At 63.3% G+C, this 26,811-nt stretch carries 28 protein-coding genes; 13 read left to right on the top strand and 15 right to left on the bottom strand.

Translation table 11 applies throughout. The annotated features are described in order from the left end of the window. Position 1 precedes the first annotated feature (1 nt). Positions 2-394, top strand: coding sequence for a hypothetical protein (locus M3484_RS08545; protein WP_249496543.1), 393 nt, complete (start codon positions 2-4; stop codon positions 392-394). A 116-nt stretch (positions 395-510) separates the two neighbouring features. Here the strand turns inward: M3484_RS08545 and scpC are convergent, their stop codons facing one another. From scpC to map, 3 genes are all read right to left on the bottom strand, one after another. After that, positions 511-1,995: a succinyl-CoA:acetate CoA-transferase ScpC gene (gene scpC, locus M3484_RS08550; protein WP_249496544.1), complete on the bottom strand. Its 1,485-nt coding sequence runs from the start codon at positions 1,993-1,995 to the stop codon at positions 511-513. Between the two features lie 134 nt (positions 1,996-2,129). Next, entirely contained in the window at positions 2,130-2,600 is a 471-nt protein-coding gene (locus tag M3484_RS08555; RefSeq protein ID WP_249496545.1) for a YbaK/EbsC family protein, read from the bottom strand. Next, positions 2,600-3,409, bottom strand: coding sequence for a type I methionyl aminopeptidase (map, locus tag M3484_RS08560; RefSeq protein WP_092895530.1), 810 nt, complete (start codon positions 3,407-3,409; stop codon positions 2,600-2,602). The genes M3484_RS08555 and map overlap by 1 nt, the downstream gene beginning before the upstream one ends. Positions 3,410-3,613: 204 nt before the next feature. On the opposite strand from map, the gene M3484_RS08565 reads away from it, so the two are divergent. Genes M3484_RS08565 through M3484_RS23775 form a run of 3 tightly spaced genes read left to right on the top strand, consistent with a single transcriptional unit; the run spans position 3,614 to position 6,121 of the window. Continuing rightward, positions 3,614-4,333 carry a competence/damage-inducible protein A gene (locus M3484_RS08565; protein ID WP_092901235.1) on the top strand — a complete coding sequence of 240 codons (720 nt, stop codon included), beginning with the start codon at positions 3,614-3,616 and terminating at the stop codon, positions 4,331-4,333. Then, complete coding sequence (locus M3484_RS08570; protein ID WP_249496546.1) at positions 4,330-5,037, top strand: GNAT family N-acetyltransferase; 708 nt, start codon at positions 4,330-4,332, stop codon at positions 5,035-5,037. Before M3484_RS08565 ends, M3484_RS08570 begins: the two co-directional genes overlap by 4 nt. Positions 5,038-5,092: 55 nt before the next feature. Further along, positions 5,093-6,121, top strand: coding sequence for an OmpA family protein (locus M3484_RS23775; protein ID WP_249496547.1), 1,029 nt, complete (start codon positions 5,093-5,095; stop codon positions 6,119-6,121). 86 nt (positions 6,122-6,207) lie between these two features. Here M3484_RS23775 and M3484_RS08580 read toward each other — a convergent pair whose 3' ends face one another. Then, complete coding sequence (locus tag M3484_RS08580; protein WP_092895536.1) at positions 6,208-7,113, bottom strand: LysR family transcriptional regulator; 906 nt, start codon at positions 7,111-7,113, stop codon at positions 6,208-6,210. Between the two features lie 478 nt (positions 7,114-7,591). On the opposite strand from M3484_RS08580, the gene M3484_RS08585 reads away from it, so the two are divergent. Both M3484_RS08585 and M3484_RS08590 read left to right on the top strand, forming a co-directional pair. After that, positions 7,592-7,855: a penta-EF hand family protein gene (locus M3484_RS08585; protein ID WP_249496548.1), complete on the top strand. Its 264-nt coding sequence runs from the start codon at positions 7,592-7,594 to the stop codon at positions 7,853-7,855. 795 nt (positions 7,856-8,650) lie between these two features. Further along, entirely contained in the window at positions 8,651-9,082 is a 432-nt protein-coding gene (locus M3484_RS08590; RefSeq protein ID WP_171909443.1) for a c-type cytochrome, read from the top strand. Between the two features lie 328 nt (positions 9,083-9,410). On the opposite strand, the gene M3484_RS23965 is transcribed toward M3484_RS08590, so the two are convergent. The 3 genes from M3484_RS23965 to M3484_RS08605 all read right to left on the bottom strand — a co-directional run bounded on the left by M3484_RS23965 (position 9,411) and on the right by M3484_RS08605 (position 10,529). Further along, on the bottom strand, positions 9,411-9,542 hold the full coding sequence (locus tag M3484_RS23965) for a hypothetical protein (RefSeq protein ID WP_502942442.1): 132 nt from the start codon (positions 9,540-9,542) through the stop codon (positions 9,411-9,413). A 342-nt stretch (positions 9,543-9,884) separates the two neighbouring features. After that, positions 9,885-10,187: an I78 family peptidase inhibitor gene (locus tag M3484_RS08600; protein WP_092895542.1), complete on the bottom strand. Its 303-nt coding sequence runs from the start codon at positions 10,185-10,187 to the stop codon at positions 9,885-9,887. 36 nt (positions 10,188-10,223) lie between these two features. Further along, positions 10,224-10,529, bottom strand: a complete 306-nt coding sequence (locus tag M3484_RS08605) for an I78 family peptidase inhibitor (RefSeq protein WP_249496549.1) — start codon at positions 10,527-10,529, stop codon at positions 10,224-10,226. Positions 10,530-10,551: 22 nt separating this feature from the next. Here M3484_RS08605 and M3484_RS23625 point away from each other — a divergent pair, with 22 nt between their 5' ends. Both M3484_RS23625 and M3484_RS08610 read left to right on the top strand, forming a co-directional pair. Beyond that, the gene (locus M3484_RS23625) at positions 10,552-10,680 is read left to right on the top strand and encodes a hypothetical protein (RefSeq protein WP_283258366.1); all 129 of its coding nucleotides are present in this window, start codon (positions 10,552-10,554) and stop codon (positions 10,678-10,680) included. Positions 10,681-10,872: 192 nt separating this feature from the next. Next, positions 10,873-12,003: an S-(hydroxymethyl)glutathione dehydrogenase/class III alcohol dehydrogenase gene (locus M3484_RS08610; protein ID WP_249496550.1), complete on the top strand. Its 1,131-nt coding sequence runs from the start codon at positions 10,873-10,875 to the stop codon at positions 12,001-12,003. A gap of 135 nt (positions 12,004-12,138) precedes the next feature. Here M3484_RS08610 and trhO read toward each other — a convergent pair whose 3' ends face one another. Next, entirely contained in the window at positions 12,139-13,056 is a 918-nt protein-coding gene (gene trhO, locus M3484_RS08615) for an oxygen-dependent tRNA uridine(34) hydroxylase TrhO (protein ID WP_249496551.1), read from the bottom strand. A 96-nt stretch (positions 13,057-13,152) separates the two neighbouring features. Here trhO and pncA point away from each other — a divergent pair, with 96 nt between their 5' ends. From pncA to M3484_RS08630, 3 genes are all read left to right on the top strand, one after another. Further along, positions 13,153-13,767, top strand: coding sequence for a bifunctional nicotinamidase/pyrazinamidase (pncA, locus tag M3484_RS08620; protein WP_249496552.1), 615 nt, complete (start codon positions 13,153-13,155; stop codon positions 13,765-13,767). 76 nt (positions 13,768-13,843) lie between these two features. Beyond that, on the top strand, positions 13,844-15,136 hold the full coding sequence (pncB, locus tag M3484_RS08625) for a nicotinate phosphoribosyltransferase (RefSeq protein ID WP_092895550.1): 1,293 nt from the start codon (positions 13,844-13,846) through the stop codon (positions 15,134-15,136). A gap of 43 nt (positions 15,137-15,179) precedes the next feature. Next, positions 15,180-15,488: a DUF2834 domain-containing protein gene (locus M3484_RS08630; RefSeq protein ID WP_249496553.1), complete on the top strand. Its 309-nt coding sequence runs from the start codon at positions 15,180-15,182 to the stop codon at positions 15,486-15,488. A 171-nt stretch (positions 15,489-15,659) separates the two neighbouring features. Here M3484_RS08630 and M3484_RS08635 read toward each other — a convergent pair whose 3' ends face one another. From M3484_RS08635 to M3484_RS08655, 5 genes are all read right to left on the bottom strand, one after another. Next, a complete protein-coding gene (locus M3484_RS08635; RefSeq protein WP_249496554.1) occupies positions 15,660-16,136 on the bottom strand; it encodes a GNAT family N-acetyltransferase in 477 nt (158 codons plus the stop codon). Beyond that, complete coding sequence (arfB, locus tag M3484_RS08640; protein ID WP_092895552.1) at positions 16,129-16,551, bottom strand: alternative ribosome rescue aminoacyl-tRNA hydrolase ArfB; 423 nt, start codon at positions 16,549-16,551, stop codon at positions 16,129-16,131. Before arfB ends, M3484_RS08635 begins: the two co-directional genes overlap by 8 nt. 251 nt (positions 16,552-16,802) lie before the next feature. Continuing rightward, positions 16,803-17,423 (bottom strand): queuosine precursor transporter, encoded by a 621-nt coding sequence (locus M3484_RS08645; protein ID WP_249496556.1) that lies wholly within the window; start codon positions 17,421-17,423, stop codon positions 16,803-16,805. Positions 17,424-17,686: 263 nt separating this feature from the next. After that, entirely contained in the window at positions 17,687-18,607 is a 921-nt protein-coding gene (gene mepA, locus M3484_RS08650) for a penicillin-insensitive murein endopeptidase (protein WP_249496557.1), read from the bottom strand. Next, positions 18,604-20,082 (bottom strand): MFS transporter, encoded by a 1,479-nt coding sequence (locus M3484_RS08655; RefSeq protein ID WP_249496558.1) that lies wholly within the window; start codon positions 20,080-20,082, stop codon positions 18,604-18,606. Before M3484_RS08655 ends, mepA begins: the two co-directional genes overlap by 4 nt. 603 nt (positions 20,083-20,685) lie before the next feature. Here M3484_RS08655 and M3484_RS08660 point away from each other — a divergent pair. Beyond that, on the top strand, positions 20,686-20,973 hold the full coding sequence (locus M3484_RS08660) for a YggT family protein (RefSeq protein WP_092895560.1): 288 nt from the start codon (positions 20,686-20,688) through the stop codon (positions 20,971-20,973). Next, the gene (gene recQ, locus M3484_RS08665; protein WP_249496559.1) at positions 20,973-23,036 is read left to right on the top strand and encodes a DNA helicase RecQ; all 2,064 of its coding nucleotides are present in this window, start codon (positions 20,973-20,975) and stop codon (positions 23,034-23,036) included. Before M3484_RS08660 ends, recQ begins: the two co-directional genes overlap by 1 nt. A gap of 23 nt (positions 23,037-23,059) precedes the next feature. Here the strand turns inward: recQ and M3484_RS08670 are convergent, their stop codons facing one another. Together M3484_RS08670 and M3484_RS08675 are read right to left on the bottom strand one after the other, a co-directional pair. Further along, the gene (locus M3484_RS08670; protein ID WP_249496560.1) at positions 23,060-24,451 is read right to left on the bottom strand and encodes a hypothetical protein; all 1,392 of its coding nucleotides are present in this window, start codon (positions 24,449-24,451) and stop codon (positions 23,060-23,062) included. After that, positions 24,448-26,583: a dynamin family protein gene (locus M3484_RS08675; RefSeq protein WP_249496561.1), complete on the bottom strand. Its 2,136-nt coding sequence runs from the start codon at positions 26,581-26,583 to the stop codon at positions 24,448-24,450. The genes M3484_RS08670 and M3484_RS08675 overlap by 4 nt, the downstream gene beginning before the upstream one ends. Positions 26,584-26,811 lie beyond the last annotated feature (228 nt).

Raw genomic sequence — 26,811 nt, forward strand, 5'->3', positions numbered from 1 at the left:
CATGCCGGACGCTGTCACTCTGACCCGCACCCGCATCCGCGCCGGAGCCTGGGAGGGAATCCTCTCGGGTGCTGGCGACATGGCCCCGACCCTTGAGGTCACGTTGGATGGCGCGCTGCAACCCGGCGTCACCGTCACCCCGATCCCCGCCCGCCCCGGCGATTACGCGGTGAAAGTGCCGGTCCGGTCCGAGGTGCTGTCAGAAGGCGTCCAGACCTTCCTGATCCGGCGCAAAGGGGACCCGGCCGAACCGGTACTGGCCCATTTCACCATCATCACCGGTGTCGCCATGGAAGACGATCTGCGCGCCGAATTCGATCTCCTGCGCGCCGAGCTCGACATGCTCAAACGCGCCTTCCGCCGCCATTGCGTGGAAACCGCCGGCCAGAGCTGACTTCCGGCAGATCGCCTGAAACCGGAATATGGCGAGGGTGGAGACGCGCCCTGGCCTTCTGACGTAAATTCTCCCTGGCGGGAGGCGTTTCGTCCCCTGAAAAGGGGGCGAAACAGTCACATCCGCCCGGTTTTTCTGAGCCGGACATGCCAGGACAAAGCCTCTTCCAGAATATGCGGCGTATGGCCACCAAAGCTCAGCGCCCGCTCATAGTAATCTGCAAGGCCCGCACGCCAGTCGGGATGGGCACAATTGGCGATGATCCGCACCGCCCGTTCGCGCGGGGCCAGCCCGCGCAGATCCGCAAGCCCCTGTTCCGTCACCAGAATATCCACGTCATGTTCGGTGTGGTCGACATGGCTGACCATCGGCACCACCGAGGAAATCACGCCCGCTTTCGCAATCGACTTGGTCACAAAGACCGAAAGCATGGAATTACGCGCGAAATCCCCCGATCCCCCGATCCCGTTCATCATATTCGTTCCCATCACATGGGTCGAATTCACATTGCCGTAAATGTCGAATTCCAGCGCGGTATTGATCGCGATCAGTCCCAGCCGGCGCACCACTTCGGGATGGTTCGAGATCTCCTGCGGGCGCAGGATCAGCTTTGGCTTAAAACGGTCGAACTGCGCCATCACCCGCGCATTGCATTCAGCTGACAGCGTGATCGACGAGCCCGAGGCGAAACTCAGCTTGCCCGCATCCATCAGATCGAAAGTGCTGTCCTGCAACACTTCGGAATACATCCGCATGTCTTCAAACGGGCTGTCGATCAGCCCATGCAACACCGCATTCGCAATCGTCCCGATCCCGGCCTGCAAGGGCGCGAGCCGTTTCGTCAGCCGCCCCGCCGCCATTTCGCCCTCGAAAAAACGGATCAGATGGCCGGCAATCGCCCGCGTCTCATCGTCAGGCGCCGAAATCGCCGCCGCCGAATCCTGTTTCTCGGTGATCACAATCGCTGCGATCTTCTCGGGCGGAATGGCGATCCAGGGCGTGCCGATCCGGCTGTCCACCGTTACCACCGGAATCGGCATCCGGTTCGGCGCATAGGTCGGGATAAAGACATCATGCAGCCCCTCGAAGCCCAGCGGCTGCGAAAGGTTGATTTCGACAATCACCTTATCCGCCAGGATGGCGAAGGATGCGGAATTGCCGATCGAGGTCGTGGGAATGATGCCGCCATCCGAGGTGATCGCCACTGCCTCGATCACCGCCACATCAACGCCCGGGATCTGGCCGCGCCTCAGTTGTTCAACGGTTTCCGACAGATGCTGGTCGATGAACATGACCTCGCCCTGATTGATCGCCCGGCGCAGGCCCGGATCCGACTGGAAGGGCATCCGCCGCGCCGTCACTTTCGCCTCTGCCAGGATCTTGTCGAGGTCATGGCCGAGGCTCGCCCCGGTCAGCAGCGTGATCTTCAGAGGATCGGTCTTTGCCCGTTCCGCAAGCGCCAATGGCACCGCCATAGCTTCACCCGCGCGGGTAAAGCCCGACATGCCGACCACCATCCCGTCCCGGATCAGGCTTGCTGCCTCGGCGGCTGAGACCACCTTGTCGCGCAACGCCCCGTGACGGATCCGGTCCTCATACATGGCAGTGCTCCTGTGGCATCATGGCTGGCTGACCCCTGCTAGGGGCTGCGCACCTGTCACGCAACTTTTGTATGCAAAAGTATGCGAAGACCTGATATGCATAAAATGCATATGCGTGCCAATAAATGCATATCTCAGGCGATCAGAGCCGCCGCTTTGCCGCCGCTCACCATCAGGGCATCCCCGGGCGCAATCCCCAGCAACAGCCCGCGCTGGCCGGCATTGATCCAGACCTTCTCCGCTGTCGAGACCGTCACTTCCAGCGCAATCGGCACCGCTTTGCGCTGCCCGAAAGGCGATATGCCACCGGTATGATAGCCGGTCAGCTTCTCGGCCTTTGCCGGCAGCATCATCGCCGCCTGTTTGGCCCCGAAAGCCGCCGCCACCTTCTTCATCGACAGGCTTGCATCCGACGGGATCACACAGCAGGCAGGCTTGCCGTCAACCTCGACCATCAGGCATTTCAGCGCCAGATGCGGGTCAAGGCCAAGTGCTTCAGCCGCCGCCATGCCGATCTTTTCCGCTCCCGGATCATAGTTATACGGGTGGAGCGTGAATGCCACACCGGCGCGCGTCAGCTGATCGGTGCCCCGTGTCGCTGCCATCAGTCCCAGGTCTTGAAAAAAGTGCCTGCGGGCGAGAGGGTAAAGATCTCGCAGCCGGTGGCGGTCACCCCGATCGAATGTTCATATTGCGCCGAAAGCGATTTGTCGCGCGTCACGGCAGTCCAGTCATCGGCCAGAGTTTTGGTCTCGGGGCGGCCCAGATTGACCATCGGTTCGATGGTAAAGAACATGCCCTCTTCGAGGATGATCTTATCGGCGCTGCGGGTGTGGTAATGCAGCACATTCGGCGGCGCATGGAACACCAGCCCCAGCCCGTGGCCGCAGAAATCGCGCACCACCGACATGCGCTGCGCCTCGACATGGGTCTGGATCGCGCGGCCGATATCGCCAAAGCTCGCGCCGGGCTTCACCTCGGCAATGCCGCGCATCAGGCTTTCATGGGTGACCTCGATCAGCCGCTCGGCCTTGCGGGGCATTTTTCCGGCCGCATACATCCGGCTGCTGTCGCCATACCAGCCATCGACAATCACCGTCACGTCGATATTGGTGATATCGCCTTCGGCCAGCACCTTCGGCCCCGGGATTCCGTGACAGACAACATGGTTGATCGAAATACACGAGGCGTGCTGATAGCCCTTATAGCCGATGGTCGCCGAAATCAGCCCGCGCCGACTGATCTCCTCGCGGATGAAATCGTCGATGGACGCCGTGGTCACCCCCGGCTGCACCAGAGGCGCAACCATGTCGAGGATCTCGGCCACCTGCCGGCCCGCCGCACGCATCCCCGCAAAATCCGCCTCTTCATAGATGCGAATACCGTCTTTCGTGATCCGTCCGCGCGTGTCCATCGCCCCTCGCTTTCTGTTGCCCTAAATAGGCAAGCAGCCAGAAAAACACCAGAGCAAGCCCTGCGCCTTTCATCTGTCCGTAAATATCCTCCGAGGGGAAGGCCATTGGCTCGCCATCGGTTCAGGGATCGATGGTCTCCCGGGGGTGGAAAACCCCCACCGCCGCGCTATACCTTTATGCGCAACGCATCTGATGAGGCGACCATGGCTAATCCCAAAGCCGCAATGCTGGTGATCGGGGACGAGATCCTCTCCGGCCGTACCCGCGATTCCAATCTCTGGCATCTGGCGGGCGAACTGACCCGCGCCGGCATCGACCTGACCGAGGCCCGTGTGGTCGGCGACGCGCATGCCTCCATCGTCGCAGCGGTCCGGGCGCTCTCAAAGACGCATGACTATGTCTTTACCTCGGGCGGCATCGGTCCGACCCATGACGATATCACCGCCGATGCGGTGGCCGAGGCCATGGGCGCCGCGATCTCGCACCGCGCGGATGCGATGGCGCTGCTCAGGGCGCATTACGACCGCCAGAGCCTTCCCTTCAACGAGGCCCGCCAGCGTATGGCCCGCATCCCGGATGGCGCGACGCTGATCGACAATCCGATCTCGGTCGCGCCCGGCTTCATCCTCGGCAATGTCCATGTGATGGCAGGGGTGCCGAATATCTTTGAATCCATGCTGGCATCGGTCATTCCGCGCCTCACCGGTGGGGCGCCGCTTTTGTCGCAAAACCTGCGCGTCATGCGTGGCGAGGGCGAGATTGCCGGCGAGTTCGGGCGCCTGGCGGAAGATTATCCCGATCTCAGCATGGGCTCTTACCCGTTCCAGCAGAACGGCGCCTTCGGCACCAATCTGGTGATCCGTGGCACCGATCCGGGGCGACTTGATCAGGCGATGATGCGTCTTGTGGGGATGTTCGGATGAACTGGCCGGGAAAACTCATAGCCGAGGTGATGGAGGCCACCTGGCCGCCCTTTGCCACCCGTGATCTGGGGCCTTTCCGCCTGCGCGACGGGGCAGGGGGCGGCAAACGCGTCTCGGCGGCCACCGTGCATGGGTCCTGGGATGAGGCGGCGCTCATCGCAGCCGAGGCCGCGATGGCCGAGCCGCTTTTCACGATTTACGAGGGTGACGCAGCCCTTGATGCCGCGCTTGAGGCACGGGGCTATGAGGTGATTGATCCGGTGGTGATCTATGCTGCCCGGGTCGCGGATCTGCAACAGGATCTGCCGCCGCTGGCCGCTTTCCCGCATTGGCCGCCGCTGGAGACCGCGCGCGAAATCTGGGAACAGGGCGGGATCGGCCCGGCCCGGATCCGGGTGATGGAGCGTGTGACCGGCGCGAAGACCGCGATTCTCGCGCGTCACAGCGACCGCCCGGCCGGCGCCTGTTTCGTGGCGCTTTCCGGGCATCATGCAATGATCCATGCGATCGAGATCGCGCCCCATATGCGCCGCCAGGGCGCAGGCGCCAGTCTTCTGGCTGCGGCGGCAAACTGGGCCGCAGATGCGGGGGCCCATTCGCTCAGCCTGGCGGTAACAGAGCAGAACACCGCCGCCCGCGCGCTTTATGATCGCGCCGGCATGACGATTGTGGGAAAATACCATTACCGGATCCGGAAGGCCTGACATCAGGCGCTCCGGTCCGGCCTGACAGAGGTCGTTACAGGGGTTTCCGTTCGCCGTGACCTTCCGCTTGCCCCTGCCGGCCCTTGTGCTGGTTCTTGTTCCTGCGCTGCCCTTCGCCGCGCCGCAGCCTTTGCGCGCGGCCGAGCCGTTCCTGCCGCTGTTCTCTTTCCCTGTGGCAGGCGCCACTGCGCTGCCTGCTGTCTATGACAGCTATGATCTGCCTGTTGCGCCCTGGCGGAATGACGAGCTGACGGTGGAAACCTTCGAGGGGCAGGTCGACCGCCGCGCCTGGCAGCTGGAAAGCGCGGGCGCCTCGCCCCTGGAATTGCTGGCGCCGTTGCGCGACCAGCTTCTGGCCCTGGGCTACGAGGTTGTGCTGGATTGCGAGGCGCGCAGATGTGGCGGCTTTGATTTCCGCTTCGCGACCGAGGTGCTGCCAGAGCCGGGGATGCATGTCGATCTCAACGAATTCCGCTTTCTCTCTGCCCGCCGGGGCGGTGATGCCGTGGGGCTGATGGTCAGCCGTTCGGCCAGCGCGGGATTTGTGCAGATGATATCAGTCGGACCCGAGGCGCTGCCGGCGCCAATCCCGGGTATCGGGGGCCCGGGTAATTCGGAGCCTGGTATGTCGGGCACAGGTCCCGGTCGGTCGGATGCTGTGGCAGTTCCCCTGAGCAAACCCGTGACGCCTGCCGCCCCCGGGGCTGAGGCAAACGGGCAGTCGCAGCTGGATGCCGGTCTGCCCTTTGCGCTGGACGATCTGGTATTCGAGACCGGCTCCGCCGCGCTCAGCGATCGCGACTACGCCTCGCTCACGCTGGTTGCAGCCTGGTTGCAGGCCGATCCGGCCCGGCGTCTCATCCTGGTCGGGCATACCGATCTCTCGGGCGCGCTTGGGGCCAATGTCGCGCTGTCGAAGCGGCGGGCCGAGGCGGTGCGTCAGGCCCTGATCACCGATTTCGGCATTCCGGCCGCCCGGATGACCGCCGAAGGCGCCGGCCCGCTTGCGCCGCGCGCCAGCAATGCGAATGATGAGGGGCGCCAGAAAAACAGAAGGGTCGAGGCCATTCCGGCCCCGACCTGAGTCTGGCTTCCCGATAAGGCGTATAGCGGGAAAGCGAAATTTCACGGGCCGGGGCAGTCAGCCGCCCCGGGGTTACCTTTGCGTTGTCACCACTTATCCGGCCCTTTGTCGATAAAGCGGCGCGCGAGGAAGTCGATGAAGGCGCGCACTTTCGGCTGGGTGAAGCGGCCCGGCGGGTAGACGGCATAGATGCCCAGAACTTCGGTCGGCAGTCCGGGAATGGCCTCTTCGACCTGACCCTGACGCATTGCATCCGCATAAAGGAACGAGGGCAGATAGGCGATCCCCAGCCCCGCCAGCGCGGCATTCAGCAGGCTCTGCCCGTCATTCACCGTCAGCCAGCCATTCGAGCGCACCTGGCGGCGTTCCCCCGAGGGCGCGGTGAGTTTCCACACATTGCCATTGGCCTGGTTGGAATAGTGCAAAAGCTTGTGTTCGTTCAGATCGTCGATTTTCATCGGGCGGCCATAGCGCTGGAAATAGCTCGGCGAGGCGATCATGCGCTTGGTGGTCTCGGTCAGTTTGCGGGCGCGCAGGGAACTGTCTTCCAGCTCACCCACCCGGATCGCCATGTCGAAACCTTCCGAGATCAGCTCTACATACCGGTTGTTGAGCACCATATTCACGGTGATATCCGGGTATTCCAGCAGGAAATCCCCCAGAATAGGCGAAAGCAGGTTCACCCCGAAATCGGTCGCAACCGAAATCCTGAGCAGCCCCGAAGGTGCCGATTGCATCGAGGTCACCAGCGCATCCGCTTCGCCCGCGTCATTCAGCACGCGGCGGGCGCGGTCGTAATAGGCAAGGCCAATCTCGGTCGGCGAGACGCGTCTGGTGGTCCGGTTCAGCAGCCGCGCGCCAAGCCGTGCCTCAAGCGAGGAGACATGTTTCGAGACGGCGGATTTCGAGATCCCCATCTTCTTGGCCGCATCTGTGAATCCGCCCTGATCCACAACGGTGGCAAAAGCTTCCATCTCGGTCAGTCGATCCATCGGGTTCCTCGGCAGCAGAATTGAGGGCAGAAAACTGGGGTAGCGACGCAGCCATTGTGCCCGGAGGTCCGGGCTGCGCGGTCAGCGCATCTTTACCCGGGAAAGCCCCTCCAGATCCTGGGCCTGCCCTCTCTTTGCCCCCCAATTCGGGCGGGATCGGGGCAGAGACGCGTCCTATCCGGGGAATTTGCGGGGATCGTTGATGGCACGGAAACGGCGGCCCCGGCTCGGATCGCCGGATTGCCTGACCTCATCTGAGAGGCAGGGTCTTGCGCAAAGCGCGGGCGGGCCCTGGCGGGAAAAGGGCGCAAAGCCGCTCCAGGCGGGGAAAACCCGCGTGCAGGGGCGGTTTCAGCGGGCGATCCCCGCCGGTTGGCGGCGGCTCTTTACCCTGCCGCGATCCTGCCCAGATTGGACGACGGGGCCGGTGATGCTGCGCCCCGTCGGACTGAAACGGAAATACCGAAAGGATGACCAGATGACACGCCCGATGAAACGCATGGCTCTTCTCGCAATGTCCCTTGGCCTTTTTGCAGGTGCGGCGGTCGCCCAGACCGCGCTTCCCATGATCGAGGACCTGGATGCCAGCGGCGACTGGTCGCATGCCGAGCTGCAATCGGTCTGGCCCGATCTGACCGCTGAGGGCTTCGCTGCTATCGATACCGATGCCAATGGCGCGGTCTCGCCGGAGGAATTGCAGGCCGCAGTTGATGCAGGCCTCGTGCAGCTGCCCGCGCAGTAACGCGGCAGATACACAGCAGACAGGGGGGGGGGCCGTGCCGCCCCCCCCAAAACTCGCCTTTTCCCTTTCCGGCGCGTGAAAGCGTAGTCGCCAGCCGCAGGGCCTGAACAATGGCGCGCTGATCAGCGGCGCGTTTCGCGTCCGGCCCGGTGGCCCCATCCGCCTCCCCCGACCAGGTATTGCGTCCCCACCAGATATCTTGCCACATCAGACCCGGCATCCCAGGTCCCTGACCTCGCAATACGAGCGCCGCACTTCACTCCCCGTCAGCCGATCTGCCTCGCGCAGCACATGCAGGCCCATCTCGGAACGAAGGCCAGAATTGTGCGGCACCACCCTGATGGCGAGGATCACCGCCCAGTCTCTGCAAGGTTCGTGGACATGAACCGGAAGATGTCGCGCCGCGAGAGGTCGGGCGGGTCAGGCAGGGGGCGAAACCGGGCTATCCGCCCTTGGGGCTCCTTCTTTTACGGCGCCCGTTTCGCGCTGTGCCGCTGGCCGCCGGTCTCACCCCGTTGCTATGTCACCTCCACCAGCGAAATTCGCTCTGGCAGAGAGGGGGGGCGAAGCGCCGGTTATGGAAACAGCCGTCCGAAACCATTTCCGCGACCCCGGTAAAGCCCGCCCCTCCGGCAAGGGTGGCGGCGGTGGCAATCATTTCGGTGCCGCCCTGCGTCCACCCGCGCGCGCAGGCAGGTTCACGCTGCTGTGAAGCAGGCCGGGATCACCCCGCTATCGCCGTGCCCGGTCACATGCTTAACTCCGCCCATCCATGTCCAGCACCGGAGCCAGACCATGAGACCCGTCACCGCCGCGCTTTCCGCCTCAATCCTGCTTGCTACCGCCGCCTTTGCTGCCGAACCGAGCCAGCCCGAAGCCATTGAACGCGCAAAGCTGATGAAAGAAATCGGCCTGACCACGAAGATCCTTGGCGAGATGGCCAGCGGTAAAGCGCCCTATGATGCCGTAGCCGCCGACGCCGCCAAAACCGTCCTGATCGCCGCAGCAGGCCGGATCGACACGGTTTTCGCAACCGCAGGCGCAGAGGACCCGGCCTCCGAGGCTCTCCCTTCGATCTGGACCAGCTGGGAAGATTTCACCGGGAAATCCGCCGGTTTCGGGCAGGCGGCAGGAGCGCTGGACACCAGTTCGGCCGAGACGATCAAGACCGGTATGGCCACGATCGGCGCCAGCTGCAAAGCCTGTCATTCAGTCTTTCGCGAGTAATCCGTTTTGGCCACATGCCCTGAAAAAGACCGCGCCGCATCGCTCTGAAGCGGCTTTTCTGGTTTTTGCAGACCGCTGAACAACTCAGTTATGCGGACCTGTTTCCCTTGAGCGGGGCACGATGACGCCGGCTGTCCTGGTCAGGCCGAAAGGCTCCCTGATTCTCTTCCGGCACTGCCGTGATCTTGCGTAACCGTGCTGCCGATCAGGTCTGCCGTCGATGGCGGAGGGCGGGGACGTCCGGACCGGTCAGGTGAGGATATAGGTGGCACGCAGATATATGGCGGATCGCCCGGATCGTCGCCTGCGTAGGAGGTCGCCCGGACCTTCACCGGGGTGCCACCGACCGGAAGGGATCGGCTGACAGAAGTGGTGCCGCATCACGATGCACCAGAATGGCGGCCATTACCCGACGGGACATGGCCGTGATCAGCCGCAGGTCACGGTTTTTCGTAGGCACAGTTGGGATCCGGACTGCGTTGCCGACCCCAAGGCCAGCGACCCGGCCAAACAGCAGGTTGCAATCCATCAGCTCCATGAGTTGCCGCCCGGAGCGGATCGGCCATTCCGGCACGATGTAGGAGCTACTCTCTCCTGCGCAGAGCAGGTCGAATTCAGCTTCCGGCCAGTGCAGCGAATGCCGTGCCGGGATGCGCTCCCCGGGGCGAGGTCGCTGAGCAACGATCCCGTCGCCGCGTCCGATCCACGCATCGCCACCTCTGTCTGTGCAGGGGTGGCGATGGACCATGGTATTCGAGGGGCGGCGAGGAAAGGGTTTTCAGCTTCCTTTTAAGGCGCGGCGTCAGGCGCAGTGCATGGCGGTGATCTTTCCCGCCGCGTCCAGTTGGACATTCAGCCGCGTCGAGATGTAATCCATCGTCACCGCCTGGCCCGGCGAAATCACCCGCATCGGATCGCGGCGCCCCGCAAGGCTCGCGAGCACGGCCTGATCCTGACCGATCAGATGGCCGACGGCACGGGCGCCGCAAGTGTCATTGGCAGGCTCGGGCAGGCTTGGAGCGATATCCGCCGGGGGCGCAGGGACGCAGGCGCTCAGGGCAAGTCCCGCACAAAGCGGCAGCAGAGTCAGACGTAACAGGGTCATTGCTTTCTTCCTTCTCTCCGGCAAAGGGGAATGGTGTCAGCCGCAGGTGAGGCTGGTGATGTGATCCTGCGCATTCAGCGCGACATTCAGGCGCGCGGGGTTGAAATCTTCGGTGACCATATCGCCGGGACGGATCAGGCGCAGCGGGCCGTCCACCTCGTCCCCGGGCAGCGAGGTTGCCGGGCCGCCGGTCAGATGCGCCATGCGATCCGCGCCGCAAAGCGCCGGATTAGCGACTTTGCGCGGGGCCGGGCTGCTTCCGCCTCCGCCGCCTCCGACACAGCCCGCAAGGCCAAAGCCCGCGAGCATCATCAGTCCAAATCCAAAGGCGCGGCTTCGCATCATCTTCCTCCCGGCAGTATCGGTGGATTTAATCACATTCCGCCCGGGTTATGATCCCCTGATCGACGCCATACGCAGTGATCCGCTGAGGCTTGCCATCGCCGTGACCGACGATGCCGCGCGGCGGGATGTCTGGCGGGATGATCCCTGAAGGCAGGCCATTTTTCGCGCCGATCCCTTGCGAGGCGGCAGGTATCTGGCCGGCAGTCACGCCGGGCAGGCTCCGCGCCACAGAGAGGCTGCGGCAAAGCGGGAAACCAGAGAAAACATGTCTCTTCCTGCGTTGCTTTCCGTGCCCGTCTGCCCCAGGTTACGCGCGATTGTTAAGGGAGAAACATCAGCCATGCGTACCCGTGCCGCCGTCGCTCTTGCTGCAGGCAAACCGCTTGAAATCATGGAAGTGAACCTTGAAGGCCCGAAGCGGGGCGAGGTTCTGGTGGAGATCAAGGCCACGGGGCTTTGCCATACCGACGAATTCACCCGTTCCGGCGCGGATCCGGAGGGGATCTTCCCCTGTATCCTCGGCCATGAGGGGGCCGGGATCGTGATCGAGGTCGGCGAGGGCGTGACGACGCTGAAGCCCGGCGATCATGTGATCCCGCTTTACACGCCGGAATGCCGGGAATGCTATTCCTGCCTCTCGGGCAAGACCAATCTCTGCACCGCGATCCGCAATACGCAAGGCCAGGGGCTGATGCCCGACGGCACCACGCGCTTCTCGCTGCTCGATGGCACGCCGGTCTATCATTACATGGGCTGCTCGACCTTTGCGAACCATACGGTGATGCCGGAAATCGCGCTGGCCAAGGTCCGCGATGACGCGCCGTTCGACAAGATCTGCTATATCGGCTGCGGCGTGACCACCGGCATCGGCGCGGTGATCAATACCGCGGGCGTCGAGATCGGCTCGACCGCGGCGGTGTTTGGCCTTGGCGGCATCGGTCTCAATGTGATCCAGGGCCTCAGGATGGCCGGGGCCGATATGATCATCGGCGTCGATCTGAATGACGATAAAGAGGAAATGGCGCGCAAATTCGGCATGACGCATTTCGTGAACCCCTCGAAGATCGAAGGCAGCGTGGTGCAGGAGATCGTCAATCTGACGAAGCGCGGCGCGGATCATCTTGGCGGTGTCGATTATTCGTTCGATGCGACCGGCAATGTCAAAGTGATGCGCGACGCGCTGGAATGCTCGCATCGCGGCTGGGGTGTTTCCGTGATCATCGGCGTGGCGCCGGCGGGGGCGGAGATCTCGACACGGCCGTTCCAGCTGGTGACGGGACGGGTCTGGAAGGGCACCGCATTCGGCGGCGCGAAAGGCCGCCGCGATGTGCCGAAATTCGTAGACTGGTACATGGATGGCAAGATCGAGATCGACCCGATGATCACCCATCAGCTGAAGCTGGAAGAGATCAACTATGGTTTCGATCTGATGCATGAGGGCAAGTCGATCCGGGCGGTCGTGGTCTATTAAGGACAACCCGCCTTAGCCCGCCCGCCTTTTCGGGGGCGGCGGGCTAAGGCAGGAATGTTTCAGATAAGTTGCAGATAAAAGGAAAGGGGCGCGTTGCGCCCCTTTTTCTGTATCCGGCCCCGAAAGGGGGCAGGATCAGGCGTCGGACGGGTTGCCGCCCAGATGCCTTTCGCCGCGCGCATTTGCCAGGCGCATCTGTTTTTCGCGCTCGCGGAAACGGGCGCGATCATCGGGGCTGTATTCCGAGACGCAGGCCGGGCAGCAGACGCCTTCTTCATAGGCAGGGTGCCGGCGATCTGCGGCCGAAACCGGACGGCGGCAGGCGCCGCAGCTGTGGTAATCGCCGGGAACAAGGCCATGGCCGACCGAGACGCGGCCATCGAAGACATAGCATTCGCCCTGCCAGAGCGAGGTTTCCTCGGGGATCTCTTCGAGATATTTCAGGATGCCGCCTTTCAGGTGGAACACATCCTCAACCCCTTGCGAGATCAGGTAATTGGTGGATTTCTCGCAGCGGATGCCGCCGGTGCAGAACATTGCAATCCGCTTGTTGTGAAAACGGTCACGGTTCGCCTCCCACCAGGCGGGGAAGTCGCGGAAGCTTTTCGTGCCGGGGTCGATGGCGCCCTGGAACGTGCCGATGCCCACCTCGTAATCATTCCGGGTGTCGATCACGGCGACATCGGGGGCGGTGATCATCTCGTTCCATTCAGCGGGCGAAAGGTAATGGCCGACAGAGGCGCGCGGATCGACGCCTTCGACGCCCATGGTGACGATCTCGCGCTTCAGCTTCACCTTCATACGGCCGAAGGGCATCTCTTCCGACTGTGCTTCTTTCCAGTCGAGATCCGCGCAGCCGGGCAGGGCGCGCAGATGCGCCAGAACTGCGTCGATGCCCGCACGCGGGCCGGCGATGGTGCCATTCACCCCTTCGGTTGCAAGCAAAAGCGAGCCCCTGACGCCTTCGCGCGCGCAAAGATCCAGCAGGGCCTCGCGCAGGGCTGCAGGGTCGGGGAAGCTTGTGAAGTGATAGAGGGCTGCGATGGTGATCATAGGCGCGAAATGGACCTCTGGAGGCGCGAAATCAAGCGGATTGGTTGACGCAGGCGCCTGCCCGCGTGAGGGTGACCAAAATCCGGAGGGCCTGAGATGCGCGAAACCGATGCGGCGCTGATCGTCATTGATGTTCAGAATGACTTCTGCCCCGGCGGCGCATTGGCGGTCGAAGGCGGTCATGAGATCATCGCCGGGATCAATGCGCTGATGCCGGAATTTGGCTGCGTGGTGTTGACCCAGGACTGGCATCCGGCGGATCACAGCTCTTTCGCAGATAACCATCCCGGTGCAGCGCCGTTTACGGTGACGGAGATGCCCTACGGGCCTCAGGTTCTCTGGCCGCGCCATTGCGTGATCGGATCGAACGGTGCGGCGTTTCATCCTGACCTCGCGACCAACCCGGCGCAGCTGATCCTCAGAAAGGGGTTTCGCGCCGGGATCGACAGCTATTCGGCCTTTTTCGAGAATGACCGGGAAACTGCGACCGGGCTCGAGGCCTGGCTCCGCGCGCGCGGGATCACGACTTTGGTGCTGGCGGGCCTCGCCACCGATTTTTGTGTGGCCTATTCGGCCCTGGATGCGGTGCGGCTCGGGTTCCGGGTCGAATTGCGCGAGGATCTCAGTCGCGCGATTGATCTGGACGGCTCGCTGGAAGAGGCGCGGGCGCAAATGACCGATGCGGGGGTCGTGATGGTGGATCCGCGCTGATATTTCCTGACAGGAATGCTGGACAGTGACGCGGGGGGTTGCTTTAACCGCTTCACTGCCCGGAGGAGGCTGAGACATGGTCGATATCGCAACGCGCGTGCACAATCACAACTGGAAGATTGACCCGATTGTCCGGTCTTTGCTGGACACCGATTTCTACAAGTTGTTGATGTGTCAGTCGATTTACCGGAACCGCCCGGATACGAATGTCACCTTCTCGCTGATCAACCGCACAAAGTCGGTGCGCCTTGCCGATCTGATCGACGAGGGCGAGCTGCGCGAGCAGCTGGATCATGTGCGTTCGCTGAGCCTGCGCCGCGGTGAAAGCACCTGGCTGCGCGGCAATACCTTTTACGGCAAGCGTCAGATGTTCCGCCCGGATTTCATGGAATGGTTCGAGGGGCTGAAACTGCCGCCCTATTACCTGGAAAAGCGCGACGGCCAGTATGAGCTGACCTTTGAGGGCAAATGGCCCGAAGTCATGCTCTGGGAGATCCCGGCGCTGGCGGTGATCATGGAGCTGCGCTCGCGCGCTGTGCTGAAGGATATGCACAAATTCGAGCTCCAGGTGCTTTACGCCCGCGCCATGACCCGGCTTTGGGAAAAGGTCGAACGGCTCCGGGCGATCCCGGGGCTGAAAATGGCCGATTTCGGCACACGCCGGCGGCACAGCTATCTCTGGCAGGACTGGTGCGTCCAGGCGCTGCAGGAGGGGCTGGGAGAGGCCTTTACCGGCACCTCGAATTGCCTGATCGCGATGAAGCGCGATATCGAGGCGATCGGCACCAACGCGCATGAGCTGCCGATGGTCTATGCGGCGCTGGCGAAGGATGATGCCGAACTGGCACAGGCGCCCTATCAGGTTCTGGCCGACTGGCATGACGAACATGACGGCAATCTCAGGATGATCCTGCCCGACACATTCGGGACCGAGGGTTTCCTGAAGCGCGCGCCTGACTGGCTGGCGGGCTGGACCGGCATCCGGATTGACAGCGGCGACCCGGCGGCGGCGGCAGAGCGTGCGATCCAGTGGTGGAAAGAGCGCGGCGAAGACCCGCGCGAAAAGCTGGTGATCTTCTCGGACGGGCTGGATGTGGCGATGATCGAAAAGCTGCATATGCAATTCCAGGGCCGGGTGAAGGTCTCCTTCGGCTGGGGCACCAATCTGACCAATGACTTCCGCGGCTTTGTGCCAAATGACGCGCTGGCGCCGTTCAGCCTTGTCTGCAAGGCGATCTCGGCCAATGGGCGCCCGACGGTGAAACTGTCCGACAACCCCAACAAGGCGATGGGGCCGGCGGCGGAAATCGCCCGTTACAAGCGCGTCTTCGCGGTTGGCGACCAGCAGGCGCAAGAGGTGCTGGTCTGATCAGGCGCATCCCCGGGATCAGGGGCAGAGCGGGAGTATTTCTGTGACGGTCAGGCATTTTTATCTGGCGATGGCGGTCATCGGCACTCTGGTGCCCTGGCTGTTCTTCGGCTCGTTCTTTGCCCTGAACGGTCTCGATATCCCGCTCTTCCTGCAATCGCTTTTCGCGAACGGCGCCGCAGCGGGTTTTTCCATCGACGTGCTGTTGTCGATCCTCGTCTTCTGGGTCTGGTCCTGGCGGGATGCGGCGCGCAACAGGATCCGGCATTGGTGGCTGGTGCTGCCCGCGAGTTTCTTCGTGGGCCTGTCACTGTCGCTGCCGCTTTACCTCTGGCTGCGCGAGCGGGAGTGACGCGGGGCGCGCGCGCGCGCGGTGTGACGGCAGGCAAGCTGATCTCACGTCGCATATGGCCCGTCGGTCTGCCGCAGCGGCGGCCTCCGATACGCCGGACCGGAAACGGGGCAAGGTGCATTTCCCGCAGAGGCCCGTGATCGCACCAGGATATGCGCGCCCGTCACGCGGTCAGAGCGGCTTTTCGAACCAGACCCTGTGGAAGCCGTCTTCTTCGCCCCGGCGCGTCTCGATATAGCCAAGCTTCGGGTAAATCGCGATGTTCTCGACCATTTTCTCGTTGGTATAGAGAGAAATGGCCCGGAGCCCCAGGCGGCGCGCTTCTGCTTCGCAATGGCCAATCAGGGCCCTGCCGATGCCACGCCCTGCGGCGGCGGGCAGCACAGCGACATTTTCCAGCAGCATCACATCTCCTTCCGGAGCAAAGACGATGAAGCCCGTAAGATCGCTGCCATCTTCTGCGATCCAGACCTGATCGGCGGCGATCTGACCGCGGTAATCCGCCAGCATCGGTGCAGGCTTGCGCCCGATCAGCGGGATATACCTGGAATAGGCCTGTTCGGCACAGGCAAGAATGGCGGCTTCGTCGCAGGCCCTTGCCCGACGGATCATCGGCGCCTTCCGGGTATCGGCGCGGGTATCAGTCATCGTCGCCCACCTTGCCCCGCATCGATTTGACCTCACCGCGCGCGGATTTGGACGCGAGCCTGCGTTGCTGGCTGCCCCAGGTGGCTTTGGTCGCGATGCGGCGCTTCGGGACGACCAGTGCCTGACGGATCAGCTCAATCAGCCGCTCGCGGGCGATCTCGCGGTTGCGGGCCTGGCTGCGGGTCTCGTCGACCTGGATGACCAGCGCGCCTTCCAGCGTCCATTTCCGCCCGGCGAGGCGTTTCAGCCTGGTTTTGACCGGGCCTGTCAGATGCGGCGAGCGTTCGGCCTCGAATCGCAGCTCGACTGCGGTCGAGACCTTGTTGACATTCTGCCCGCCGGGACCGGAGGCCCGCATGAAGCTCTCCGAGAGCTCCCAGTCGGCGATAGAGATGGTTTCGGTGACATGTAACATGGGAAAATGGGGCGCAAAGCAGAGAAAGGGCCGCCTGATCGGCGACCCTTTCCGAGTTCCAAGGAGATGGGCCAGTTAGGAATTGAAGGCCCAATCAGTCGTTCGTCTTGCTGAGGGGCTGCCCTCAGAAAACACCCCTCCTGACTGTCTTGACACCTCTCTCCAATATCACTCTAGACACTGGATCACCTCCTTTCGAAAAGTTTCCGATAAGGTGATGCTGGCACAGATTTGGTATCGATCAAGTAAATTTACGCAAATCTAGCGGTCACTTTGCTGATTATGATGCGGAAAGGCACCAGTGCGACCAGGGCAAGCGCAATTTTTACGCACCAATCGCCAATCGCGAGAGAGACCCAGAACGGAGCAGCCGGTCCAAAGCCCAGTAGCGGGGAGGGCGCGGCGGCCCAGGAGACATCGACGCCTGGCTCGAGGAAGGTGAAGAGGGCGGAGAAGGCGATGGAGAAAAAGATCACCGTGTCGATGCTGGACGAGATCAGCGATGAGATCAGCGGCGCCTGCCACCAGGGACGGTTGCGCAGCGCGGTAAAGATCGAGACATCGGTCATCTGCGCGACGAGATAAGCCAGTGCCGAGCCGATGGCGACGCGCAGCGTGACCAGGGGGCCGGACGCACCCATGATCTGTGTGCCGATCAGCGAGCAGACGAGGCCGGTCAGAAACCCTGCCAGCACCACGATCCGCGCGGCGCGCGGGCCCTGAAAGCGGTTGACCAGATCTCCGACAAGAAAGGCGAAGGGGTAGGTAAAGGCACCCCAGGTCAGGAAATCCCCAAAGGGAAACTGCACGAGGATGTTTGAGGCCAGCACGATGGCGGCCATGGCAAGAATGCCAGGCAGAAGGCGGGTCATGGATTTGTTTTCCGTTTTGACAAGGTAGCGGAGACTTGGCCCCCACCTGCGCAGGGGACGGCGCTCATTACGCCTGTCCCGCCTGGCCGTCAATCGCGCGGATGCCTGCTGCGCGGGCATCGGGGGGCGCTGCCCCCCGCCTCCTTCGGAGCCCCCCGGGATATTTAGAGACAGATGAAAGAAGGGCTGCTTTTCATCTGTCCTTAAATATCCCCGCCGGAGGCCTTCCCGGGGCCGCATGCGGCTCCGGGAGATCTGTTGCTTCAGTTCGAGTCGAGCACGGCCTGGCACTGGCGCGGCAGGTCGGCCATGGTGAACTGGCGCGGGTGTTTCTTCTTCGGCGGATCTTCTTCGTCCGGGTTCTTCTTGCCGGGCTGTTGCTTCGGTGGGTTCAGATAATCGGTGACCCACCAGTTCAGCGTTTCGTCACAGCCATTGCCGCCTTTGGAGAGTTCGGCGACGCCGGGTGTCTGGGTCTCGCAGGCGGTCGCACCCGCCGGGCATTTCAGCCGCACGTGGAAATGTGTGTCATGGCCTGCCACCGGGCGCAGCTTTTGCAGCCAGGCGGTGTCGGATTTCTTCGCGGTCTTGCAGATTTCCAGCTTGATCGCGGCGGCGACGAAGATCCGGTCCACCCGCGGATCCGAGGCCGCGACCTTCAGCAGGTTCTGTGCCGCTGGCCCCCAGGCGCGGGTGACCGATTTCTGATCGGCCGAACGCATCGGGATCGAGGACAGGCTCTCGCGCTCAGCGACCGAGAGGTCGAGCCGTTTCGGCGCGAGCCACCAGATATCGGCATCCAGCCCGATCTGATGGCTGGCATGCCCCGTGATCATCGGTCCGCCCCTCGGCTGGCTGATATCGCCGATATAGAGACCTTTGCCCCAACCGATCTGGCTTGCGGCATAGGACAGGTCCATCAGGAATTCGACCATCACCGGCTGGCCCCAGTTGCGGTTTCTGGACAGGCGCATCGACTGCCAGTGCGGGCCGTTTTCCGGCATTTTCAGGAGCCCCGCCGCGCAGCCTTTCGCATAGGATCCGATCGGCATCGGATCCTGATTCGAAGGTGTCTTCCAGGCGCCGAGCAGGTCCTTGGCCAGCTGCTGCGAGGCTGCCGGAAGCGGCGTGGTCAGGCCTGCACAAAGCGCCGCGAGCAGGGGGAGGGCACGCAGTTTCATCATGACTGTTCACCTTTGGCATTGACGAAGGCCAGCAGCACCAGCCCGAGCAGGAAAAGCGCGATCAGCGGCAGGCCGATCCCGATACGTTGCGAGCCCGAGATCATGCTGACCAGCGCGATGGCCGAGGGGGCGATGAAGCTCGCGACCTTGCCGGAAAGCGCGAAGAGGCCGAAGGCTTCGGTGGCGCGGTCGGGGGTGGTGTGGCGCAGCATCATGGTGCGCGATGCCGCCTGGACCACGCCGCCCGCGCCGCCGATCAGCGCGCCGCAGATCATGAAGATCCGGTCGGATTCATTGGATGCGGAATCCAGCGCGATGCCCCAGATCTGGTCGCGGGTCAGGCCCAGCAGCACAAGGCAAACCAGCGTCAGCACCAGAACCGCCACTGCGATCACCGGCTTGGGCCCGAAAGCGCGGTCGGCGCGGCCGCCTGCCCAGGAACAGGCCACGGCTGCCACTGCGCCGACGATGCCGAAAATGCCGATCTGCCCGACGCTCCAGCCCAGAACGCCCGAGGCATAGACCCCGCCAAAGGCATAAAGCGCGTTCAGCGCGTCGCGGTACAAAAGTGAGGAGCCGAGATAGGCGCTCAGGCTGCGGCGGAACCGCAGCGAGGCAATCAGATCCTTCAGCTCAGTCAGGGCGCGCCCCAGTTGCAGTGGCCGGCTGACGGTTTTCGGTTCTTTGACCCAAAGGAAGAAGGGAACCATGAAGACCATGAACCAGATGGCGGTGAAGGGGCCGACGATGCGGGTGCCGATCATCGTTTCGCTGTCTTCGCCGAGGATCGGCCGGATGCCAAGATAGGTGCGCGGCCCGGCCTCGGCCGTTTCGATTGCGCTGAGTTCCGGCCCGGCGAGGCTGTCATCCTCGACCAGTGGCTGGCCGGCTTCGCCGATTGCGCCGGCATATTCGCCGCCTTCGTCCTGCGGGGCGGTGATGAAAAGGCCCAGCATCAGGACCAGTGCGATCAGCCCGCCCAGATAGCCAAAGGCAAAGCCATAGCCCGAAATCGCGCCGAGATCCTCGTGATCTGACAAGGACGGCATCAGCGCATTGGTGAAGATGGTGGCGAATTCCATCCCGATAAAGCCCATGCCGAAGAACACGACGGCCCACCACAGGATGCCGATCTCGCCGCCCGGCGCCACCCACCACAGCGCCCAGGCGCCGATCACGTAGAAGGACGAGAAGATCCAGACCCAGATCAGCCGCCGTCCGGTGGAATCGGCAATGGCGCCAAGGATCGGTGCCAGAAACGCGATGATGATCGAGGTTGCGGCGATGCCCCAGCCCCAGAAGCTCTGGGCGGCGGCTTTGGCGGCCTCTTCGTCGAGACCGGTGCCCATGTAATAGCCGCGCGCCACCTCGGCGAAATAGGGGCCGAAGATGAATGTCAGCAGGAGCGTGCTATAGGGCTGGCTGGCCCAGTCAAAGAAATACCAGCCCCAGATCCGTTTCTTTGCACTGACCATCACACGCCCTCTGTTTTGGTCATCAGTGAATCGCGAAACGGCCCCGGGCGCAAGCGCTCAGGCCGGCATCGGCGGCCAGGGGCGGGTGACATCGGCGTGTGACCAGGCCGTGATTCAGGCGGGAAGCGGCGGGCTTCAGGTCGGCAAGCCAGGCGCTTCGGCCATGGTTCAGCTCAGGCCAGGGGGCGATATCCGGGGGCAGGCAGAGATGGCCGGAGAGATGGGTGGCAAAGGGCGCGAGTGCCGGTTGTCGCCGTGCTCTGGCGATCACGAGGGCCATGCCCATCCAGGGATAGATCGTGTTCTCCGTATGGCGCCCGGCTCTGAACTGCGCGTGATCGTGCGCGCCGCGGGGGGATCCGGACCTGAGGAAAAGGATGCCTCCACGCGCGCAGCAGCGCTCCGGCTGCATCCGTTAACCGGGGCTTCACCGCTGTCCTGTCACCATTGGGGAGAGGCAGACTTGCGGCACTGAAGGCCTGGGGCCCGACGGATCTGGCGCCAGACAGAGCGGGCGCATGACAGACTGGCGTCAGCCCGCTTTGACTTGCCCTGAGACCCGGCTCGCGCTACCTGTTCCAAAGCTGGCATGATGAGGAAAAGATGAAGTCCGTTTTCGATATCCTGATGCTTCTCCTCGGTGTGGCGCAATTTGTGGTGCTCGCCCATGTCATTCTCAGCTGGCTGATCAATTTCCAGGTGCTGAATATCCGCCAGCCGCTGGTGGCCCAGATCTGGTACAGCCTGAACCGCCTGCTCGAGCCGGTTTACAACCGCGTCCGCAGCATTCTGCCATCGATGCAGGGCATTGATTTCGCACCGCTGGTGGTCCTGCTCGTGATCATCGGGCTTCGGATGATCCTTCTCAACAACCAATACGCCTTCATGTGATGCGCGACAGCGCCCCCCTCTCTCCCGCCGCGCTGCTGGCGGAAATATTCGGATTCCAGGGCTTCCGCCCCGGTCAGGCCGAGATTGTAGAGGCGGTGACGGCCGGGCTGAACACGCTGGCGATCATGCCGACGGGTGGCGGGAAATCGCTGTGTTTCCAGCTGCCTGCTCTGTGCCGCGACGGCGTGACCGTGGTGATCTCGCCGCTGATCGCCCTGATGCGCGACCAGGTCCGGGGCTTGCGCGAGGCAGGGGTCGAGGCCGGGGCGCTGACCTCTGGCAATACCGATGAGGAAACCGAAGAGGTCTTTCAGGCGCTGGATGAGGGGCGGCTGAAGCTTCTCTATATGGCGCCGGAACGGCTGGCGGCAGGGGCGACCTCCGCGCTGCTCCGCCGGATCAATGTGACGCTGATCGCGGTCGATGAGGCGCATTGCGTCAGCCAGTGGGGCCATGATTTCCGCCCTGATTACCTGCGCATCGGGGAGCTGAGGCGTGCGCTGAATGTGCCGCTGGCCGCCTTCACCGCCACGGCAGATGAGGAAACCCGGGCCGAAATCGTGCAGCGCCTGTTCGATGGCGCGCAGCCCGAGACGTTTCTGCGCGGCTTTGACCGCCCGAATATCCATCTGTCCTTTGCCGCCAAAGACGGCCCGCGGGAACAGATCCTGCGTTATGCGGCCGCACGGCGCGGTCAGTCCGGCATTGTCTATTGCGGCACCCGCGCCAAGACCGAGACGCTTGCCCAGGCTTTGCGTGAGGCCGGTCATGCCGCGCTGCATTACCATGGCGGCATGGAGGCGGGTGACCGCCGCCATGTCGAGACCCGGTTCCAGCGCGATGACGGGCTGATCGTGGTGGCGACGGTGGCCTTCGGGATGGGGATCGACAAGCCCGATATCCGCTGGGTCGCCCATGCCGATCTGCCGAAATCCATCGAATCCTATTATCAGGAGATCGGTCGCGCCGGGCGCGATGGCGCGCCCGCCGAGGCGCTGACGCTTTATGGCGCCGATGATATCCGCTACCGCCGCACCCAGATCGACGAGGGCGCTGCGCCGCCCGAGCGCAAGGCCGCCGATCATGGCCGGCTGAATGCGCTTTTGGGTCTGGCCGAGGCGCTGGCCTGCCGCCGTCAGGTCCTGCTGGCCTATTTCGGCGAGGAAAGCGGGCCTTGCGGCAATTGTGATCTCTGCACCACGCCGCCGGCGGTGTTTGACGGAACAGAACCTGTCCGTAAGGCGCTTTCCGCCGTGCTCAGGACCGGCGAAAGCTATGGTGCGGGTCATCTGATCGACATTCTCACCGGCACATCGACGGAAAAGGTCCGCGCGCGCGGGCATCAGGATCTGCCGACCTTCGGTGTCGGGCGCGAGCTGTCGAAACCGGCCTGGAATTCGGTCTTCCTCCAGATGATGGGGCGCGATCTTCTGCGGCCGGATTTTGAACGCCACGGCGCGTTGAGAATGACCGATTCCGCCCGCCCGGTGCTGCGCGGCGATGTCGAAATCCAGCTCCGCCGCCCCGATATCCGTGCCCCGAAATCGGTGGTCAAGGCGCTGGTGGCCGAAGAAGATGCGCCGATCCTTTCGGCACTGAAGGCCAAACGCCGGGCGCTGGCCGAGGCGGCGGGCGTGCCGGCCTATGTGATTTTCGCCGACCGCACCCTGATCGAAATGGCCGAGAAGCGGCCCGAGACGCTGGATCAGATGGCACAGATTTCCGGGGTTGGTGCGAAAAAACTGGAAAGCTACGGGCTGGCCTTCCTGCAGGTGATCGCGTCGGGGATGCAGGCGCCGCATCCGGCGCGGATGGCGCTGGCGGGGCAGGCGGCGGGCGCGGTCTATGACCTTCTGGCCGAGGCGCAGCTGCGGCTCGCGCGGGGCGAGGACGGGATCGGCAAACATCTTTCCTGCAATGCCACCACCTTGCGCCAGATTGCCGAACGCCGCCCGTCAAGCCTGACCGAGCTGGAGCGGGTTCAGGGCATGGGACAGCAAAAGGCCGAGCGTTTCGGCCCGGCCTTTCTTGATATCCTGCATCGGGCTGCCGGCCCGCGCTGAGGCCCCACGACCGGTGCTGCGGCTCAGCCGGTCACCCGCCTGTCGCCGCCAAGCTGGCCGATCGCCATCTGCGCCATACCCTGGTTCATGACCGCCGCATCGGCGAGCATAAAGACCGCGCCGGCTCCGTTCCTGACCTGGATCAGCAGCCGCCGTTTTGCGGTCGAGAGGCTGAAGAAGCTGACCGGACCCCCCTCTGCCGTCAGCCGCGCATCTTGCAGCTGCGTCAGCATCACGCGGCAGAAATCGGCAAGCTGTGCCAGGGTTTCCGCATCGCCTGCAAGCAGGGTATGTCCTGCGCCATCTTCATGCAGCAGGCCCGCCTGCAAGATCCCGGGCCGGGCGGGCGGGGCTGTTTTGGCAACTGGTGCAACCGGTTCGGGGTCTGGCTGAACCTCAACCCGGGCCCCGGTCCCGTGGTCAGCCCCGGCTGCTGCGACGGGCATGTGTTCTACCGCTGCGACGGTCTCGGAAACACTTTCGTCAACCATGACGGGCGCGGTGTCGGGTCCCGGGTTTGCAGGGGCCCAGACCTCTGTATCAGACCCGGCGTCGGCAAGGATCGTTTCATCCGTTTTCGCCACTTCCACGATAAATGGTGGGTCTTCCTCAGTTTCCGCCGCGAACCTGGCCTCAAAACCTGGGGCGGTCCGGGTTTCCACCGGCTTCTCGCGTGGCTCGCGGTCATAGACGGTGCGGTCCGGTTGGCCGGCGAAGCCACGCAGCAGCGCCGCCAGAGGCGCGCCGCCGGTTGCCTGCCAATCTGCTTCGGACCCGGCAGATGCGGCGATTTTGCGGCGGTCGCCAAAGAGAAAGAAGCGATGCCCGAAAAGGGCAGCGGTCTCGCGCTCCATCCGCTCCATCAGCCTGCCACGATCCTTATCCGAGCGCAGCTTGTCGCCACGCGACACGATCAGGATGGAACGGTCGGGCCGGGTCTCGCCCAGGGCTTCGACAATCGCCTTTTCCGTCAGCCGCCAGGCCTGCGAGCCGATGGTGACCCAGATCATCACATCGGCCGATTGCACGAGGTCGATCTGAGCCCCGGTCAGCTCTTCGGCCCTGGTCATCGGCAATTCGATCAGCTCGATTCCGGACAGATGCGGCTGATCGAGCCAGAGACGGATGAAGTCGGCCCCATGAAACAACTCTGGCGTGCCGGGGAGGGCGGCGCGGATCTCGCGGCCATCGCGCCCGGAGGCCTCGATCCCGGGGATCTCACGCCAGCCGGCGACCAGCACCGGACGCGCGCTTTGCCCGATATTGTCCGGCAGCATCTGGTCGCGCATCAGCGCATTCATCACGGTGGATTTTCCGGCGCTGACTTCACCGCAGATCACCACGCGCAAGGGCGAGCCAGTGCCGGTGGCCGCGCGTTTTTCCTGCAAAAGGGCGGTCAGATCTGTCATTTTCATGCGGCAGCCCCAAGTTCCGGACGCTTCAGCCCGGTTTCCAGCGCGGCAAGCGCGGTCAGGCGGTGCTCCAGCGCCTCTATTTTGCTTTGCAGGCGCTGCAAGACGGCCTTCCGGCCTTCGGGGTTCAGCGTAATACGTTCCATATCCGTCTTGTCCTGCTGCAGCCGGATCGCGTTTTCCGACAGGATCGCGTCGAACATCCTGAGCATCACACGGATCCGCGACATGCCCGCACTGGCGCGCTCCAGCTGCGCCTCATTATAGGCCGCGAGAATTTTCTCGACCGAGGGCCGCAGCTCTTCGGTGGTCAGCATACGCAAAGCGCCCAGCGATTTATCGACATTCAGCGAAGGTTTGCGCCAGAAGGCCCAGCTGCGGTCAAGGATCATGCCGACGCGCAGGTTACGTTTCGCGAAAGTCAGGGTCGAGGTGAAACTGTAGCAGGGCAGACCCTCCAGCGTTATCTCGGCGGTCGGATTCCCGGAGGTCCGGTCCTGGAATTCCGAACCGATTGCCTGGCGGCAGGCCTGGATACAGCCTTGCAGCGCGGCATCCGTTCCGCTGCGCGAGCCGATATAACATTGGCGCACTTCGGCCTCGAGCGCGGACTGAAGCGGCAGCAGGTCGAAATCGAGCGTCGTACTGGCATCGCCTTGTCGATCTTCGCCAAAAAGCCTGTCCTCGAACGCATTTTTCTGGCGATCGACATAATCGCCGATCGCCTCCATGAGGCGCGCTTCAAGCCCTGTCCAGGATTTCGACACCACCTGTTCGATCTGCGCATCCGCAGCGTCGACGAGGCCCTCGAGCCGGTTGCGCAGATCGCGGATGCCCGAGATTTCGCAACCCACATCACGGGCCGCAGCTCTGGCGATATCGCTGCGCAGGCTTTCCATCTGCACCCGTAAAGCGTCGCGTTCGCGGTTATCGATGAACCGGGCCGCATTCAGCTCGGCCCGGATATCACCGCGCAACTGGTTGAGCTGCTGGCTGCCCACACCGCTGTCAAGCGTGGCCGAGAGTGTGTCTTTCAGCCGGTTCAGCCCCGAGGCGAACATCAGCCGGTCTTTGCGCTCACGCGGCAGGCGGCCACAGGTTTCGCGGATATATTGCGCAAGCTCGTCGCTGTCGGCGGCCTCGCGGAGGTGATCGGCCTCTTCGTCGTCGCGCAGCACCAGATCGGCAAGCCAGGCCGACCCCGCAACGACACGAAAGTCGATCTCCGGGATTGCTGCGCGCAGCCGGCATTCGACATCGGCGATGACGCGCGGCACCTGGATGCTGTAATCATCGAGCTCGTCGATGCGATTTATGAAGATCACCACATCCTTGTCGTCCTGGCGCGCAAGGATCCGGATCAGCACTACGTCAATATCGGTCAGCGGCTGATGCGCCGAAAGCACCATGATGAAGACATCGGATTTGTCGAGGCTGCGGCAGGTCAGCTCGTCACGCAGAAGGAATGGGTCATTCACCCCGGGGGTGTCCGTGATGATAGCCGGCACGTCGAATTCCGGCAAGCGCATGTAAATACTGGCGCTTTTAGTCAGCGCGGCATAGCGGCCAAGCGCTTCTCGGTCGAGCCCGTCATCGCTTCCCGGGCCCGCGCAGACATAGCGCTTCAGCAGATCTGCCGAAAGGTAGTCATGGTCATGTCTGCTGCCAAGCAGCGCATGGTAATGGCGCCCGAGCCGGCGCTGCGCGCGTTCGCGCATCTCTTCGCTCTGGCGGCGCAGAAGGTCGCTGTCAAAGCCTGGCAACAGGTCTTCGGTCAGTTGGCGGATGGCAGAGCCGCTGTCGATGATGTCCTGCCAGTCGGCTTCGTCGAAGAATTCGAAACGCGCGCCCGAGGCCGGGTCCGAGGCGATATTGACGCGGATATTGGTGACCACCGATGTCCAGGGATTGATATCAGAGGGCAGGAAATCATGCTGATGCAAAAGGGCGTTGAGGAAGGTGGATTTCCCGGCCTTGACCTGACCGATCACCGCGATGCGGGCGGTCCAGTCTTCAAGCCGGTTGCGCAAGGGGGCAAAATTCGGCCTGGTTTTCGGATCGACCAGGTGGTCGGCCCTGTCGAGCCCGTCGCGCAAAAAGGCGAGCTCCTGCCGCAGTTGCGGAGCGATTTTCACGACGGCCTCCTTCCGGCCGGGATTCCGGCCACGCTGACAGGAAAAACGGCCAGCACCGGGCAAATATCTCGCCAGCGCTGACAGTCCGCTGCCCCGGCCGCGCGCCGGGACAAAGGGGGGGTACTGGCCCTTTCGGGCCGTTCTGGCCGCACTACTCGTTACCCCTGTCCGATTGCTTCGCGTCACAGCCGGACAGATATGCTTAATGGTGGCTGGGTTATGGCCGTC

The sequence above is a fragment of the Pseudomonas sp. GX19020 genome (genome assembly GCF_023371075.1).
In the GTDB taxonomy this organism is placed as follows: Bacteria; Pseudomonadota; Alphaproteobacteria; order Rhodobacterales; family Rhodobacteraceae; genus Pseudogemmobacter.

What these genes read in the sequence shown, in the direction of transcription:
- M3484_RS08545 (WP_249496543.1), top strand. Translation starts at nt 2, where the DNA reads ATGCCGGACGCTGTCACTCTGACCCGCACCCGCATCCGCGCCGGAGCC.
- scpC (WP_249496544.1), bottom strand. Translation starts at nt 1,995, where the DNA reads ATGTATGAGGACCGGATCCGTCACGGGGCGTTGCGCGACAAGGTGGTC.
- M3484_RS08555 (WP_249496545.1), bottom strand. Translation starts at nt 2,600, where the DNA reads ATGGCAGCGACACGGGGCACCGATCAGCTGACGCGCGCCGGTGTGGCA.
- map (WP_092895530.1), bottom strand. Translation starts at nt 3,409, where the DNA reads ATGGACACGCGCGGACGGATCACGAAAGACGGTATTCGCATCTATGAA.
- M3484_RS08565 (WP_092901235.1), top strand. Translation starts at nt 3,614, where the DNA reads ATGGCTAATCCCAAAGCCGCAATGCTGGTGATCGGGGACGAGATCCTC.
- M3484_RS08570 (WP_249496546.1), top strand. Translation starts at nt 4,330, where the DNA reads ATGAACTGGCCGGGAAAACTCATAGCCGAGGTGATGGAGGCCACCTGG.
- M3484_RS08580 (WP_092895536.1), bottom strand. Translation starts at nt 7,113, where the DNA reads ATGGATCGACTGACCGAGATGGAAGCTTTTGCCACCGTTGTGGATCAG.
- M3484_RS08585 (WP_249496548.1), top strand. Translation starts at nt 7,592, where the DNA reads ATGACACGCCCGATGAAACGCATGGCTCTTCTCGCAATGTCCCTTGGC.
- M3484_RS08590 (WP_171909443.1), top strand. Translation starts at nt 8,651, where the DNA reads ATGAGACCCGTCACCGCCGCGCTTTCCGCCTCAATCCTGCTTGCTACC.
- M3484_RS08600 (WP_092895542.1), bottom strand. Translation starts at nt 10,187, where the DNA reads ATGACCCTGTTACGTCTGACTCTGCTGCCGCTTTGTGCGGGACTTGCC.
- M3484_RS08605 (WP_249496549.1), bottom strand. Translation starts at nt 10,529, where the DNA reads ATGCGAAGCCGCGCCTTTGGATTTGGACTGATGATGCTCGCGGGCTTT.
- M3484_RS08610 (WP_249496550.1), top strand. Translation starts at nt 10,873, where the DNA reads ATGCGTACCCGTGCCGCCGTCGCTCTTGCTGCAGGCAAACCGCTTGAA.
- trhO (WP_249496551.1), bottom strand. Translation starts at nt 13,056, where the DNA reads ATGATCACCATCGCAGCCCTCTATCACTTCACAAGCTTCCCCGACCCT.
- pncA (WP_249496552.1), top strand. Translation starts at nt 13,153, where the DNA reads ATGCGCGAAACCGATGCGGCGCTGATCGTCATTGATGTTCAGAATGAC.
- pncB (WP_092895550.1), top strand. Translation starts at nt 13,844, where the DNA reads ATGGTCGATATCGCAACGCGCGTGCACAATCACAACTGGAAGATTGAC.
- M3484_RS08635 (WP_249496554.1), bottom strand. Translation starts at nt 16,136, where the DNA reads ATGACTGATACCCGCGCCGATACCCGGAAGGCGCCGATGATCCGTCGG.
- arfB (WP_092895552.1), bottom strand. Translation starts at nt 16,551, where the DNA reads ATGTTACATGTCACCGAAACCATCTCTATCGCCGACTGGGAGCTCTCG.
- M3484_RS08645 (WP_249496556.1), bottom strand. Translation starts at nt 17,423, where the DNA reads ATGACCCGCCTTCTGCCTGGCATTCTTGCCATGGCCGCCATCGTGCTG.
- mepA (WP_249496557.1), bottom strand. Translation starts at nt 18,607, where the DNA reads ATGATGAAACTGCGTGCCCTCCCCCTGCTCGCGGCGCTTTGTGCAGGC.
- M3484_RS08655 (WP_249496558.1), bottom strand. Translation starts at nt 20,082, where the DNA reads ATGGTCAGTGCAAAGAAACGGATCTGGGGCTGGTATTTCTTTGACTGG.
- M3484_RS08660 (WP_092895560.1), top strand. Translation starts at nt 20,686, where the DNA reads ATGAAGTCCGTTTTCGATATCCTGATGCTTCTCCTCGGTGTGGCGCAA.
- recQ (WP_249496559.1), top strand. Translation starts at nt 20,973, where the DNA reads ATGCGCGACAGCGCCCCCCTCTCTCCCGCCGCGCTGCTGGCGGAAATA.
- M3484_RS08670 (WP_249496560.1), bottom strand. Translation starts at nt 24,451, where the DNA reads ATGAAAATGACAGATCTGACCGCCCTTTTGCAGGAAAAACGCGCGGCC.